Here is a 15,454-nt window from a genome sequence, read left to right on the forward strand (position 1 = left end):
AACTTTACTCCTACTTTAACAATATTTTAATTATCATATATTATGGCAAGAAAGTCAACCCTACCTAATTTTGCTTAGTGAGCACACTAACTATGAAACAATCTATATTACCATCAAAAACAGAATTTATATTGCCCACTTCATGTCCGGTTCTTAAATCCTTCACCATTTGATATGGATGCATAACGTACGATCTGATCTGATTGCCCCAGCCTATATCGCATTTTTTACCATATTCTTCAGCCATTTTCTGTTCTTTTTTTTCCAGTTCAATTTGGTATAAACGTCCTTTAAGTAATTTTAACGCCTCATCTTTATTTCTGTGTTGAGAACGACCATTTTGGCATTGAACTACAACACCAGTTGGAATATGCGTAATGCGTACCGCACTTTCAGTCTTGTTCACATGCTGACCGCCTGCTCCGGAAGCACGATAGGTGTCGATCTTTAGATCCTTTTCATCCACAGCAATATCAATTGAATCTTCTATCACTGGAGTTACTCCTACACTTGCAAAACTGGTATGACGTTTACCATTTGCATCAAATGGCGATATTCTAACCAGCCTGTGAATTCCACTTTCACTTTTTGCCCACCCATAAGCTTTTTCTCCAACGATTTTTATCATTGCAGACTTTATACCAACTGACTCTCCTTCTAATTTTTCTACAACTTCAACTTTAAAGTTGTGATAAATTTCTGCCCACCTTATATACATGCGCATCAGCATTTCAGCCCAATCATTGCTCTCGGTTCCGCCAGCTCCTGAGTGGATTTCTAAAAAGCAGTTATTATTATCTGCTTCACCAGTAAATAAGGACTCTGTTTCTTTATACTTGATTAATTTCTCTAGCTTAGCTAATTCATTTTCAACTTCAGAGAAAAATTCTTCATCATTTTCATCAATAGCAGACTTCATTAAGCTGATGGCATCGTTGTAATCGCTTTCCAGCTTTAAAAACGACTCTACGTCATTCTTAATTTTAGAACGTTCTTTTAAAACTTCTTGTGCTTTTTGGTTATCTTGCCATAGGTCATCATTCGACGCTTGGGAGTCAAGCTCTTCAAGACGCAACTTTAATTTTTCTATGTCAAAGACACCTCCTGATAAGAGAAATACTTTTATTTAAGCTTTGAAAGTGTTCAAGAATTTCTGGATAAGTTTTCATTATACTTTAGATTTTAATATATTTACTATCAATAACAATAACAGTAAACAAAATAGAAATTTAACCATATGATAGTTAATTTAAATAATTTCATTATACTTTAATGTTTAAGGAAATCAAGCGCGTATATTTATTAAAAAACAAGGTAAAGTAATGAATATTGAAATAAGTTCCCATTATGGTTTAGACAAAAAGGCTATTGATGACTTAATAGAGTCACTTGATAACGAGGAGCTAGAGAATGTTCGTAATATTGTAAAAACGATAGACAGTGTTCAGTTAGCTTATTTTTTATCTACTTCGATCAGTGATCACAGGGAGAAATTAGTTAATATCCTCGATCAACATTTGTTAAGTGATGCCCTAGTGCATGTAGTGCCAGATTTACAAATAGAGATCATAGAAACATTGGGAATAGAAAATACAGCAAAGTTACTAATGCTCCTTGATGTAGAAGATATAGTAACCATAGTGAAAGATTTAGATAGAAAGTCTGTAGAAAATATACTTTACTATTTGCCCAGCAAAACTCAGAAATCGGTAGAGGAGTTGCTATCATATCCAGAAGAAAGTGCAGGAAGGTTAATACATAAAGATATGGTTATAGCTCCATATTATTGGACAATAAATCAACTGACAGAATTTGTGTGCAACTATAAAAAAATACCAGAAAAATTTCACCAGATATTCATTATCAACTCAAAATTAGAGCCTATAGGCAGTGTTAATTTAAATAAGGTAATATCTCACTCAGGAGACACAATAATAAAAGAGATAATGGATCATGACATAAAAATCATTAAAACTGGAATAGACCAAGAGGAAGTAGCAAGAATATTTAAAGATTACTCTCTATTATCGGCTCCGGTAGTAAATAAGAATGGTAAAATTATTGGTGTGATCTTAATTGAAGATGTGATAAAAGTTGTTCAACAAGAAACAGAAGAGGATGTACTCAAAATAAGCGGTGTATCTTCTAAAGCCGATATAAATGCCCCTATACATAAAACTATAATTAAAAGGCTACCTTGGTTACTGTTTAACCTCTTAGCTGCAACAATGTGTTCCATAGTAGTTGGCTTTTTCGATGATGTAATAAAAAGTTTTATAGTGCTGCCAATAATCATGCCGATAATTGCATCAATGAGCGGAAATGCAGGATCCCAAACAGTAACGCTAACCATCCGGGCAATCGCAACAAAATATCTAACTGAGCAAAATGCAAAAAGAATACTGATGAAAGAATTTTTAATAGGTCTTATAAACGGGGTGATCTTATCTACTATTTCATTAGTAGTGTTAGCAATAAGGTTTCACAACTTCAAAGTGGAGATGATTTTTGTGGTCTCCATGATTATGATGTCAATTATTGCAACGTTCATCGGAACTTTCATTCCTATAATGCTTCATCGCTTAAAGTCTGACCCTGCCGTTTCTTCTTCAATCCTAACATCGGCAACAACTGATATTCTCTCAGCTTTTATATTTCTTGGTTTAGCTACGATCTTTTTATTAAATAGCTAATACTATCTATAGCTATACCGCCGCGAACCGTCATGCCGCGATTCATTCGCGGTATCTCTTAGCATAGATCCCGCTAACAAGTAGCGGGATGACGAGAAAGGGGCTACTTGGATGACATTCTTCCTGGTGTGCCCAAATCACAATGTTCGTACATCTGTGGATTTATTCGCGGTATAGATATCGCTAACGAGTAGCGGAATGACGGTTTTTCAAATTGTCGTAAGTCAGTTTAGCTATAATATCAAGTTTCACCAACTATTTCTCTCTATTAAATAAGAATAAATTACCTATACAAAAATAGATTGGCAATATTTCAAGTCTGCCAAGCAGCATTAAAAACGATAGAAATAATTTTACTTCATTACTGAAAGAAGAATAGTTACCTGAAGGACCTATTAAGTTGCTGAACCCTGGACCAGAGTTTGTAAGCGTTGCAGAGACTGAACTGACGCTAGTTATAAAGTCTGCATTGCTTAAGTAAGACATCACTATTGATGAAATGGTAAACGTTAACATGAAAATTGCAAAAAATATAAAGACAGAGTAAACTTCATCATTCTCCAGGGTTTTTCCATTGAATTTTACTCCATTGTCTGCATCAGGGTTTAATAAAAGGTAAAAGTAATTTCTTATAGACCTTAAAAGAACAATCAAGCGGAAGATTTTGACACCACCACTTGAAGAACCACTACATCCACCAACAAAGGTGAGAAAAAAAGCTAAGACTGAAATGAAACTCCAATCTATATGATTACAGATTGCATAACCAGTTGACGTAATCAAGGAAGTGATGGTAAATGTGCTGCATCTAAATGATAATGACACTCCTAAATCAACATTTTTATACAACCAAAAACAAGCAAATAAAGATGAAACAATAGCTATCTTAAAAAAGTAAGAGACCTGCTCATCATAGCAAATGTCTAACCGTCTTATGATTTTTAAATAGCTAAGAAAAGGCAGAGAACCCAAAATCATAAAAACGATCGTTATGGCTTCTAGTATGGGATTATTATAGTGCCCTATAGAATCATTATAGTTAGCAAATCCACCAGTTGATACAGCAGACATTCCGTGACATATTGCATCAAATAGTGGCATACCAGCTAGATAATAGGAAAATATACATAACAAAATTAAGCCATAATATATTGCCGTAACATGAATCACTACGCTTCGCGTATTCGGCAACTTCCTTTTGGTAGCATCTGAATACTCAGAATAAAGTAAATTATTTAGGCTGAGAACCTTAAACATAGGAAAAACTGCAATTCCTAAAGTGATTACACCAAAACCCCCCATGCCATGTAGCATTGCTCTCCATAGCAGTATTCCTGGAGATTGTTTTTCAATATCATTAAATATAGTTGCTCCTGTGGTTGTGATGCCAGATATCGTTTCAAACAATGCATCAACATAGCTCAGATTATCAAAATAGAAAGGAATAGCTGCAAACAGAGACAAGGCAATCCAGGTGCAACTAGTAATCGCAAAAATTGCTGGCATTCCATGCAATCTACTTAATTTACCGAGTAAAATAAAAATTGCGCCAGATGTGCAGGTAATTATGAATCCAGCGAGGAAATTTTTCCATTCGTAGCTGAGATACTTATTGGTAATAGCAGGAATAAGCATTGCTAAGCTAAACAGCAATAGGAATATTCCCACAATAAATACAATTGAACGCAAATTTTGTAAACGTTGATGATTTTTCATAGAATTACTTCCTCGCTATACAAAGCCATAAAAGCTACTCTAACGTCAAGCATTTTGTTGGCCTTTATTAACAGTTATTAACAGTATGCTTGATTTACTTGTAAATATGTGTGATAATTAAATTTTTATTAGAGGTAAGATATGGTTGAATTAACTAATGCACAAGAAGAAATTCTAGATTCATTAAGACAGGCAGTCTGGAATGGCAATTTTCAAGAAGTCCAGAACGTACTCGACAATAATAAACATGATGATATACAAGTAGTTTTGAGCCACGAGGGGACTTTGACTAGTGACAAAGGTACCATTTAAATGATGTTATTGGCTGTACTAAAACTAGCGTTAACACTAAAGTAGGGATCATTGAACTAATTTGGCAGAAAGCTGATAAAGAAACTCGTGATTTTTTGTGTGATTACAAGGTAGTAAATTCTTTTGAAGGTCAACCATATTTTGTAGATACAATAGATGGTCTTAAACCCTTTCAACAAAAAATTGACCCTAATAACACAGAATATTCTGCTCTTGCACAAGTTATTCAAGAAATAGAAGATCACAAGTGGGTAAAGGATCTTTATTCCAATGCTCCTATAGTAACTAACACTACTACACCAACTACTGGCAACAAAACCCCAGAAAAGAACGAAACAACCTTCTGGAGTGAACACAAAGGGAAAATTGCTCTGGGCGTTGTTGGACTGTGCGCAGTTGGTGCTGTTGCAGCCTATGTGCTGGCATATCCTGTAGTTGCATTAGTTTTAGAAGTTTCAGCAGTTTCAGCATTGGCTGTACTAGCTTATATTGGAGGAGTTTGTGAGAAATCAGAAAGTCCAAATACGAAAAGTTTGAACCCGGTTGTTTCTGGGTGTTGCAACAACGCAGAACTGCTTAATCAGTAATCCATTGTCATCCCAGCGCGCCGCGCTGGGTCTGACTACGCTAGAACAAAGAATATAAAAGAAACGTTGCCGTCACGTTATATCATAAACCTTTGCTGAAGCTTTCTTTATATCTTCACTTGAAAGTGGAATTAGACCAAGCCTAGATAGGTACCCATCTTCAATGCCGATCGAATCTATAATTTCTTTTATGAATTCTCTTAATCCATCAACAGTATCCAGGTGTTCTTTCTTTATATAAAGGTATAGAGGTCTTGCTAATATATATTTTCCCGATGATATATTTTCGTAAGTTGGCTCAATTCCTGCAATTGTGCTCCCTTGTATTTTATCTTGATTCCTCATTAAAAAGCTAAAACTAAATATCCCTAAAGCGTTCTTGTTACTTTTCAATTTTTGTATTATTATGTTTTCATTAATTCCAACTTCTATATACCTTCCGTCATCCCTTATATTACCACATGCTTTCTTTCTTTCTTCCTGATCTTTATAATTCTCTTTGAAAATTCTCGAGTTCATGCATGAATATTGATCAAGCATAATAGAATTAACCAAAGTTTCGTATGTGCCTGTATTTTGATGTGGACCATAAATTTCAATTTCTGTTTTTGGTAAGGCTTGATTTACATCAGACCAAAACTTCTTATTATTTTTTACTAATTTATCATTTTCTTGAGAATATGCAGATAAAGTTTCAAATAAGTCCTTCTTTGTGAAATCAAATCTATGGCTTTGATTTGAATTTGCAATGACAACTCCATCATAGCCAATGATGATTTCTATCACTTCATTAATTTTATTCCTTTTACATAGTTCTCTTTCTACTTCCTTCATAGGGCGAGATGAAGTGGTGATGTCTGGAGTGTCTTCCCCTATTCCTGAGCAAAACATTTTGAATCCTGATCCACTTCCTATCGATTCCACAACTGGAGTCTTAAAGGAGAATACACGGTTGAACTCTTCGGCTATAAACGAGATAAAAGGAAAAACAGTTGAAGATCCAACAATTCTGATGTATTTCCTGGCATCAGCATTTGATAGCGGCGTGAATAATACGAATACAAAAATCAGGAGAAAGTTTCTAAGCATTATTTTTAGTTAAGAACATAAATCTAATTATTATAACAAAAATCAAACTGAAAAGCTTTAATTGCATGACAAAAGCTACAGTTTACATTTAAATTTTATTTTATATTATTGTAAGTATTACACAACTTTAAGGGGCAATTATGGCAGTTATGCCAGATAAATGGATAAGAGAAAAAGCTGAAAATTTTGGAATGATAGAGCCTTTTGTGAATCACAAAAGCAGCAAAGGTGTTATATCTTTCGGACTATCATCTTATGGTTACGATGCAAGAGTGGATAATAAATTTAAAATTTTTACTAACGTTAATTCAGCTATCGTGGACCCTAAAAATTTTTCTGAGAATAGTTTTATAGATAAGGAAACAGATGTATGCATAATTCCACCAAATAGTTTCGTACTTGCAAGTACAGTGGAATATTTTCGTATACCAAGGAATGTACTGGTCATTTGTGTTGGTAAATCAACTTACGCAAGGTGTGGAATTATAGTAAACGTTACTCCCTTAGAACCTGGATGGGAAGGTCATGTCACACTCGAATTCTCAAACACCACTCCGCTTCCTGCGAAAATTTACGCTAATGAAGGCGCATGCCAATTCGTATTTTTAAGCGGCGAAAGTGAATGCGAGAAATCATATGATGATATGAAAGGAAAATATATGAATCAGCATGGTATCACTTTGCCGCTGGTGAAGTGATTGCCATGAGAGTGGTAATTTTTCACTTCCGTACTTTTTCATTGTTGCTTACAATAATTATAGCTACACCATGTGCTTTTCTTAATTAAAAACTTCAATTATTAATTGTAAGTTACTGAATTTCTTATCATAGTATCTGTCATCCCAGTACCACTTTCTTGTCATCCAAGTAGCGTGACACTTGGATCTTTTCTCAACAATTTCAAAAAAATCTATCAAAAGGAGGATTACCATGTCTACAATAATTTTATCATCAATTTTTGGTCAAGCAGGCAGCATTTTTGGGCCAATTGGCCGGATTATCGGTTCAGAGCTCGGTGCTCTTCTTGGTGCGCAGCTTGATGGTGCGATGTTTGGCCTTGATGCCGAGCAAAAAGTAACGCATGGTGCGAGGCTAAAAAATCTGCAAGTTCAAACCTCAACCTATGGCAGAACAATTCCAATTATCTATGGCACTGCTCGTGTTGCAGGGAACATTATTTGGGCGCAGCCAATAAAAGAAGAGGCGATAACCACCAAAAGTAAAATTGGAAGAGGTATGAACGTTACATATAATTATAGCTCTTTCCACAGAAGTCCGGATATGATAAGATTAAGGATAGATGGCGATAAGGAGGTTGGATGCCGGCAGCATATAGTTATGATTTAAGAAAAAAAGCAATGGAAGCACTAGACGAAGGGGAAAGCAGAGAAGCAGTGGCAGCAAGATTTAAAATTGGACGAACTACTTTGTGGGAGTGGAAGCAAAGAAAAAAAGAAACAGGCGACTTTCAGTCAAAAAACTCGGTAATGGAGGTTACAATCAGAAAATTATCGACTGGAATAAGTTTATCGAATTTGCTAAAAAACACGGTAGAAAAACTCTGTCGGAAATGGCTAAACTTTGGGGCAACGTTAGTATCGAAACGATCCACCGAGCTCTCAGAAAAATTGGATTTACGCGCAAAAAAAGACATATGGATACAAGGAAAGGAACGAAGAAAAACGTGCTGAATTCTTAAAAATTATAGCAACAAAAGAACCAGAAAACTTAGTGTATATAGATGAGTCTGGGATTGATAACACGGAGGACTATCCATATGGGTATTGCCAGAAAGGACAGCGATTTTATGCCCTAAAATCTGGAAAAAAAACTCAACGAATCAGCATGGTTGCAGCCTTAAGTAGAAGAAAGATAGTTGCTCCATTAACATTTGAAGGCCACTGTAATATGGATATTTTTAATGGATGGTTTGAGCAATTTTTGGCACCGATCTTAGAACCTGGACAAACTGTCATTCTTGATAATGCTACTTTTCATAAGTCTGATAAGCTTATCAAGCTCGCTAAAGGAGTCGGTGCAGAAATTTTGTATCTGCCGCCTTATTCTCCAGATTTTAACAAAATTGAGCATCATTGGTTTGCTATAAAAAACAGAGCCAGGAAAAACATTCCTCTATTCGAATCCTTTCGTCGTGCTGTTGATTCTGCCTTCCTATGACCTATTCGGACTATTATGAGAAATGCTATACCTGATGATTGGCAAGTAGGAAGTAGTACCAGAGATAATGCTCAGCTAATTTCAAAAGATGCGAGTGGAAACCCAAGATATGGTGGCACAGTTAGTGATGCAGCGCTAATAAGATATATAGAAGAGCTACACAGCAGAGGCTACAAGGTGATGCTCTATCCAATGCCCTTGCTTGACACAAAGAACAAAGAGTGGCGAGGAAAATTGAGCGGGACTCCTGGGGATATAAGTGATTTTTTTGAGAATCAATATAACAAATTTATAGAGCATTATGCAAGCATTGCCAAACAAACTAAAGTAGAAGGGTTTATCATCGGTTCTGAACTTGTGCGGCTTACCAAAATTAGAGATGAACAAGGTAATTACCCTGCCGTTATAGAGCTAGTTAAGCTTGCAAAGCGAATAAAACTTCAGCTTGGAAAAGAAGTAACGGTAACTTACGCTGCTGATTGGAGTGAATACCATTCATATGATGGTTGGTATAATATGGATGAACTGTGGTCTTCAGAGTACATCGACGTTGTTGGCATAGATGCTTATTTTCCACTGACTGATGGTCCAGAGCCTCCTTTTGGCTATTCTGCAGAAGATGTAATGGGTGGTTGGAGCAGTGGAGTGGGGTATGATTATTTCTACGATTACTCAAAGAGTGAACCTGAAAAAGTAAAGTATAACGACAGCAGGTATGCGTGGAAAAATATAGAGAAATGGTGGAGTGAAACTCACATAAATCCAGGTGGTAGTAAAACGAAATGGCAACCAAAAATGAAAAAAATATGGTTTACTGAGTATGGATTTCCCAGTATGAACGGCTGCACTAATGAGCCAAATGTGTTTGTTGATAAAGGCAGCATAGAGAGCAAATATCCACGATATTCAAACGGAGAGGTGAGCTTTCTTTCGCAAAAAATTGCAATTGAAGGAACGCTAAAGAAGTGGCAAAGCTCGGAAATGGTAGAAAAAATGTTTCTCTGGGCATGGGATGCAAGGCCATTTCCTTATTTCCCCAATTTGTGTGATATGTGGACTGACTGCCATAATTGGCAGACAGGACATTGGATTCAGGGAAAGCTTTCACAGCTTAATATTTCCGATGTTTTATCGGATCTATTACAAAAAGCAGGTTTAAAAAGCGATCAGTTCGATACGAGTGATGTTAAAGGATTATTGTCTGGATATGTAATAAATGACCAGCAATCGGTACGTTCAATTATTAAAATGCTGCAAAGTTGCTATTTTTTTGATGTGGTTGAACAGGACTCTAAACTGAAATTTGTCCAAAAGGGCAGGGGAGTTACAACTGTAATGCCAATTGGTGAAATGGTTTTCAATAACAGTTCAAAGTCGATGCAACTTGTTAATATTAGTCAACTGGATTTAAACAATAAAGTTAACATCGTTTACTTTAACCGCAATTTTGGCTATCCAATTGATGTTAAATATGCTGAGTTGCCAAAGCAAGGCACTGCTATAACAGTTGAAATACCACTCATTATGGAGGAGGGAGAGGCGCAAAATATCGCTGAGGTTTTACTTTATTCTTCGTGGCAAGAGAGAAATATATACAATTTCAAGCTACCGATAAAATATGCGTGGCTTGTGCCAAGTGATGTAATAACGATTTTAGACAGTGAGAAAAAACATACGGTGAGAATTATAAAAACGAAATTTGAAAGCATGTCCATTCAAGTAAGTGGTGTTGGTTATGACAGCTCCATATATAAGCTTTCTTTTCCTTCAACAAGGTCACTTATGCTGAAGGAATACCCTCCCTCTCACATTAGCAAAACCATCGTAGAAATGATAGATTTACCGGATATTAAAGGTAATAGTGCAAGCTTTACTTTAATTAGTGAGGAAAAGAATTGGAAGGGAGCAACACTCTTTATTTCGTACAACGATAAGGATTATAAGCCTATTGCAAGCACAAACAAGCAGTCTACTTACGGATATGTAATGGAATCTACCGACGAGGGGCTTATAGTAGTGCTACGTTTTGGTAAGCTGCTAGGAATTATCGATTCAAATTCAGCATTAATCGGAAAAGAGGTAATAAAATTCCAGAGTGCTGAACTTATAGATAAAAATAAATATAAGCTTAGCAACCTAATTAGAGGGCAAGAGGGCACCAAAGAGTATCAGCACACCGCAGGTGAAAAATTTACTCTGCTTGATGATTCAGTAATATCTTTCGAAGTGCAAAGGGGAAAAAAGTTTTACCTAAAAGCAGTGACTTACGGTGACTCGCTGGAAAATACGGAAGTGAAAGTGATAAATTCATTTAGTAATTGAAATTTAATAAAGTAAGTGCTAGAATTAATATACAGGTATTAATGGTAGAGATATAACATGTCAAAGGAAATGGTCAATGCGTTGAAAGCTGAAGTGAAGAAGCTCAAATATGCTGATTTCAAAGCTAACACTTGGGACGAAGTAATTTCTGGTGAGGGAACATATAAGGATCTTAATAGAACACACGGCCTTGCTATTAACGGACAAAAAATAACTAACGAATTTATTAACAATCTGTATTCAAAACATAAAAATCTAATTCTACGGGATGAAAACGGAAAAGGGAATTATCGTCCATTTCTCAGACAAATTTTTACAGAAATGTTTAAACACGTTGGTGCAACAATTCCCAATAACTCTATTATTGAGGAGTTAATAAATAACTATTATCAGGGCGGATATACTCATTTTCTTCCTAATGATATGAGTCAAGCTCTTGGATCTTTTCATTTGTCAACGCAAAGCAACTGTATGACAAGAGAGTATATTATGGATTGTCGTGAACCCAATTGTATAAAGCTTAGTTTTAGCATGAAATATACAAAAATGCTTAACTATGATGATTATACATATATCGAAACACCAGGTTTTTGCAGTTCAGCGGAGTTTAAGCTGAAATGTAAGGATGAAAATGTGACGTATGAAGACGGTAAGGTATTGCTTACCATTCCTAAAGAGTTAGAGGACTATAAAGCTGGTGATGACGGTTTGTTTGATAAGCTTACTTATATTATAAATAAGCTTATTGAGTATTTCAAAAAACTTTGTGAGAAATTGGGCTTTGAGTTTGATACAAGAATAGAGTACGATCCTGAGCGTAATATAAAAATAGAGCATAATCTTGGTGAACCACTAAAGGTAGTAAGTGAGGCAAATGCATCTTCTGTTGAAGACTTAAAGCTTAAAGTGAATAATCAAAGGTAAGATATTGAAATTCGTGCTTTTCATGATTTTAGCTTAAGATTTCAGTGTCCGCTACTCGAATGACATCGTTTACTATGTAACATTGTACTTATACTAATGAAAAAAATACATTATAATTAAGTATATTTAATCCAGTAAATCATTAAGTGAAAACAGCTCTTTCGCAAAATATCATCTCTCTTATTATGATATTGTCTGTAGCAATTGTCGATATGGCAACTGACCTATACTCAGTTGCACTACCAAGCATTGCCAATTATTTTAAAGTAGAAGGCAGTGTAGTGCAGCTTACAATTAGCTTGAATCTAGTTGGATTTGCGGTGTCTGGATTAATTTATGGTCCATTATCGGACCATTATGGTAGGCGTCCAATGATGCTGATTGGTATAACAATTTTTACTTTGGCAAGTGTCATGTGTTATATAGCCGACAGTATTGCGCTCTTGATACTAATTCGCTTCATACAAGGAACAGGGGCTGGTGTTGCAGGTGTTGTTGGGTATGCAGCAATAAGGGATATGTACTCGGGTAGTGAATACTCGAGAGTCATTTCAAAATTAAATATGGTTGTGGCACTCTCACCTGGAATAGCTCCAGTGGTGGGCAGTTATATAATTTCACATGGGTATAGTTGGAAATTTTTGTTTTTTATTATATCACTCGCGGCAATTGCTATACTTATTTTTATCTACTTTAAGTTACAAGAAACACTCACTGTAAATAAAAATGAAACCAGTATAACTAACATAACTACTAATATCTTCAAGCAATATATATCAATATTTAGAAATTATCGTTTCCTTGGGTTTTCAGCCATTCATGGATTAACTTTCATGTGGCTTTGGGCATACATTGCTAACTACCCGTTCATATTTGAATCGATGGGCATTGAAGTACAGTATTTTGGCTACCTCATATCGATCATAGTCATATTTTACATAATTGGAACTTTAATTAATAGAAGGTATGTACCAAAAGTAGGGGTTAGCAAAATGCTAATAATAGGTTTGGTGTTACCGATAATATCCGATAGTTTATTGGTATATTTTTATTTCGCGGACAAGTTGAATATATTCATTCTTCAAACTGCTTGGATTCCAGCCAATATCGGACTTGCATTAATAATAAGCAATAACGTAACTTCTGCCTTAGAAACGATCAAAGGTATAGGGCTTGGTAGTGCAGTCCTCTCATTCTGCAATATGATGTTTGGGGCTATTGGAATATATATAGTAGGAAAATTTTTTCGCTATGGTATTTTACCAAATTTACTATTAACAATAGCATGCTCTACAATTGCAATTCTTATGTACAGCCAGCTCAAATGTACTGAAAAACACAGGGAATAACCATTATTTGCGTGATCCAGAGCTCATGGGTTATTAATGACTTTATCATGATAATATAATTTTACAGGGGGTGAGAGCTCATAGATTACTAACGACTTTATCATAACAATATAGTTTTACAGGAGGTTTGGGATGAGCAATTCAAACAGAGATATAAGAGATATAAATGCTGATTTATTTCAGGCTGCTAAAAGTGGTGATTTTAATGTAGTAAACGATCTAATAAAGGAAGGAGCAGATGTTAATGCAGTAGATGTACATAACAACACTCTTTTACATTATGCTGCTGGAAATGGCTATGCAGAGATAGTAAAAGATCTATTGGATAATGGGGCAAATGTTAATGCAGTAGGATTTGCAAATATGACTCCTCTACATCGAGCTGCTGAAGAGGGCCGTAAAGAGGTAGTAGAAGTTTTACTAAATAATAGGGCAAATGTTAATGCAATAGATGAACATAACAGCACTCCTTTACATAGGGCTGCTGAAGAGGGCCATCAAGAAGTAGTAGAAGCCCTACTGAAAGTAAATGGGATCGATGTTAATGCACAAGATAAATATGAAGGTACTCCTTTACATTTTGCTGCTGCACATGGCCATAAAGAAGTAGCAGAAGCCCTACTGCAAGTAAAAGGGATCGATGTTGATGCACAAGATAAAGATGGAAAGACTCCTTTACACTTTGCTGCTGAAAGTGGTTATCAGCAGGTGGTGCAAGCTCTATTGGATAAAGGGGCAGATGTTAATGCAGTAGATGATGATGGAAAGACTCCTCTACATTGGGCTGCTGAAAATGGCCATGCAGAGATAGTAAAAGATCTATTGGACAAAGGGGCAAATGTTAATGCAGAGGATGATAATGGAAATACTCCTTTAGGTTTAGCCGCTGATGAAGAAATAAAAACTCTATTGCAATCCGCAGAAGAATCTGATGATGCTAGTCCAGTATTGCAAGATTATGAAGAAGAAAGCCAAGTTCCACAAAATGCTGCTTTATTTGAGGCTGTTGAAAGAGGTGATATTGATGGATTAAAGCGTCTAATAAGTGAAGGAGCAGATGTTAATGCTTTAGATGGAAACAGATTTACTCCTTTACGGCATGCTATTGCCAAAGGAAACAAAGATATGGTCTCGCTTTTAATTGATAGCAAAGCAGATGTTAATGCACAGTCTGAAACTGGACGCGCTCTTTTACATGTTGCTGTTGACGAAGCCAACAAAACGCAACCACTCGATACAAGCATAATAGAAGCTCTATTAAAAGTAGAAGGAATCAACGTTAATGCAGTAGATAAAGATGGAAAGACTCCTTTACATGAAGCTGCTAAAAGTTACAATCAGCAAATAGTAACAGTTCTATTAGAAGCAAAAGGAATTTATGTTACTCCACTAGATAATACTCGCAGCACTCCTTTAAATCTTGCCTCTCAACAAGGCAGGCAACATATAGTAAAAATTCTAGAAGAAACGCAAAAGGACATCGAAGCTTTGTATTCAGCCGTTAAAAGTGATAATTATGAGGAAGTTCAAAGTCTATTAAGTAAAAAAGTAAACGTTAATTCAATAGACAACGATGGAAAAACTCTTTTACATTTTGCTGCTATAAAGGGCAATGTAGAAATAGTAAGAGCTCTAATACAAACAGGGGCAGATGTTAATATAGCAGATAAAGATGGAAGGGTTCCTTTATTTGAAGCTGCTTTCTATGGTCATAAAGATGCAACTGAAGTTTTATTAAATAATGGAGCAAAGGTTGATACAGTAATGGAATCACTTCTTCAGAGTATGATGGAATATAATTACAATAGTAGCCATAAAGATATAGTTAAAGCTTTATTAAACAAGGGAGCAAATGCTGATGCAGTAGATTCATATGGACATACTCTTTTGCATTGGGCTGCTAGAGAAGGTTATACGGATATAGCAGAACTTTTATTAGAAAAAGGAGCGAATGTTAATATACAAGATAACGATCTATGGACTCCTTTACATTTTGCTACAAAAAATAAAGTGTTTATGGGTTATGCAGATCGTCCAGCAAACGCCTCTGCGGAAACAGTAAAATTCTTAATAAAAAAAGGAGCAGATGTTAATATAGAAAATGAAGATGGAAATACTCCTTTCAAATTAGCCACTGATGAAGGAATAAAAACTCTATTGCAACCAGCAGAAAAATCTGATGATAGTTCAGCGGGTGGATCATCGACAGATAGTGAAGGGGGTCAAGAGGAAGAAAAACGAGTAGGTGATGATACTGAACTATAGCTCTTTTTACAATAATCCG

The 15,454-nt window shown here is 35.6% G+C and carries 10 protein-coding genes and 3 pseudogenes; 10 read left to right on the plus strand and 3 right to left on the minus strand.

Annotated features, from left to right (window positions below; translation table 11 throughout):
- Positions 1-64 precede the first annotated feature (64 nt).
- A protein-coding gene (prfB, locus tag ABWU67_RS02525; protein ID WP_141456981.1) for a peptide chain release factor 2 occupies positions 65-1,169 on the minus strand; the annotation gives its coding sequence in 2 pieces (ribosomal slippage) (positions 65-1,093 and positions 1,095-1,169; 1,104 coding nt in all).
- 153 nt (positions 1,170-1,322) lie between these two features.
- On the opposite strand from prfB, the gene mgtE reads away from it, so the two are divergent.
- Entirely contained in the window at positions 1,323-2,693 is a 1,371-nt protein-coding gene (mgtE, locus tag ABWU67_RS02530; RefSeq protein ID WP_006280192.1) for a magnesium transporter, read from the plus strand.
- A gap of 255 nt (positions 2,694-2,948) precedes the next feature.
- On the opposite strand, the gene ABWU67_RS02535 is transcribed toward mgtE, so the two are convergent.
- The gene (locus ABWU67_RS02535; protein WP_341821691.1) at positions 2,949-4,409 is read right to left on the minus strand and encodes a TrkH family potassium uptake protein; all 1,461 of its coding nucleotides are present in this window, start codon (positions 4,407-4,409) and stop codon (positions 2,949-2,951) included.
- A gap of 141 nt (positions 4,410-4,550) precedes the next feature.
- On the opposite strand from ABWU67_RS02535, the gene ABWU67_RS02540 reads away from it, so the two are divergent.
- Together ABWU67_RS02540 and ABWU67_RS02545 are read left to right on the plus strand one after the other, a co-directional pair.
- A complete protein-coding gene (locus ABWU67_RS02540; RefSeq protein WP_353282146.1) occupies positions 4,551-4,721 on the plus strand; it encodes a hypothetical protein in 171 nt (56 codons plus the stop codon).
- 95 nt (positions 4,722-4,816) lie between these two features.
- Positions 4,817-5,308: a hypothetical protein gene (locus ABWU67_RS02545; protein ID WP_353282147.1), complete on the plus strand. Its 492-nt coding sequence runs from the start codon at positions 4,817-4,819 to the stop codon at positions 5,306-5,308.
- Between the two features lie 72 nt (positions 5,309-5,380).
- On the opposite strand, the gene ABWU67_RS02550 is transcribed toward ABWU67_RS02545, so the two are convergent.
- Entirely contained in the window at positions 5,381-6,397 is a 1,017-nt protein-coding gene (locus ABWU67_RS02550; RefSeq protein ID WP_353282148.1) for a substrate-binding domain-containing protein, read from the minus strand.
- A 140-nt stretch (positions 6,398-6,537) separates the two neighbouring features.
- Here ABWU67_RS02550 and dcd point away from each other — a divergent pair, with 140 nt between their 5' ends.
- The 7 genes and pseudogenes from dcd (at position 6,538) to ABWU67_RS02585 (ending at position 15,435) form a co-directional block, all read left to right on the plus strand.
- Positions 6,538-7,095: a dCTP deaminase gene (dcd, locus tag ABWU67_RS02555; protein WP_006280485.1), complete on the plus strand. Its 558-nt coding sequence runs from the start codon at positions 6,538-6,540 to the stop codon at positions 7,093-7,095.
- Between the two features lie 232 nt (positions 7,096-7,327).
- Positions 7,328-7,654, plus strand: a pseudogene (locus tag ABWU67_RS02560) (hypothetical protein); the annotation flags it as partial.
- A gap of 62 nt (positions 7,655-7,716) precedes the next feature.
- Positions 7,717-8,575: pseudogene (locus tag ABWU67_RS02565) on the plus strand (IS630 family transposase).
- Between the two features lie 27 nt (positions 8,576-8,602).
- Positions 8,603-10,897, plus strand: a pseudogene (locus ABWU67_RS02570) (glycoside hydrolase TIM-barrel-like domain-containing protein); the annotation flags it as partial.
- A gap of 57 nt (positions 10,898-10,954) precedes the next feature.
- Positions 10,955-11,821: a hypothetical protein gene (locus tag ABWU67_RS02575; RefSeq protein WP_353282150.1), complete on the plus strand. Its 867-nt coding sequence runs from the start codon at positions 10,955-10,957 to the stop codon at positions 11,819-11,821.
- A gap of 185 nt (positions 11,822-12,006) precedes the next feature.
- The gene (locus tag ABWU67_RS02580; RefSeq protein WP_341822181.1) at positions 12,007-13,170 is read left to right on the plus strand and encodes a multidrug effflux MFS transporter; all 1,164 of its coding nucleotides are present in this window, start codon (positions 12,007-12,009) and stop codon (positions 13,168-13,170) included.
- Positions 13,171-13,302: 132 nt separating this feature from the next.
- Entirely contained in the window at positions 13,303-15,435 is a 2,133-nt protein-coding gene (locus ABWU67_RS02585; protein WP_353282151.1) for an ankyrin repeat domain-containing protein, read from the plus strand.
- Positions 15,436-15,454 lie beyond the last annotated feature (19 nt).

It is taken from the genome of Wolbachia endosymbiont (group A) of Aleiodes leptofemur (assembly GCF_964028465.1).
GTDB classification, from domain to species: domain Bacteria; phylum Pseudomonadota; class Alphaproteobacteria; order Rickettsiales; family Anaplasmataceae; genus Wolbachia; species Wolbachia pipientis.

Coding starts and splice junctions, on each gene's coding strand:
- ABWU67_RS02580 (WP_341822181.1), top strand. CDS start 12,007: ATGATATTGTCTGTAGCAATTGTCGATATGGCAACTGACCTATACTCA.
- mgtE (WP_006280192.1), top strand. CDS start 1,323: ATGAATATTGAAATAAGTTCCCATTATGGTTTAGACAAAAAGGCTATT.
- ABWU67_RS02535 (WP_341821691.1), bottom strand. CDS start 4,409: ATGAAAAATCATCAACGTTTACAAAATTTGCGTTCAATTGTATTTATT.
- ABWU67_RS02540 (WP_353282146.1), top strand. CDS start 4,551: ATGGTTGAATTAACTAATGCACAAGAAGAAATTCTAGATTCATTAAGA.
- ABWU67_RS02575 (WP_353282150.1), top strand. CDS start 10,955: ATGTCAAAGGAAATGGTCAATGCGTTGAAAGCTGAAGTGAAGAAGCTC.
- ABWU67_RS02550 (WP_353282148.1), bottom strand. CDS start 6,397: ATGCTTAGAAACTTTCTCCTGATTTTTGTATTCGTATTATTCACGCCG.
- dcd (WP_006280485.1), top strand. CDS start 6,538: ATGGCAGTTATGCCAGATAAATGGATAAGAGAAAAAGCTGAAAATTTT.
- ABWU67_RS02585 (WP_353282151.1), top strand. CDS start 13,303: ATGAGCAATTCAAACAGAGATATAAGAGATATAAATGCTGATTTATTT.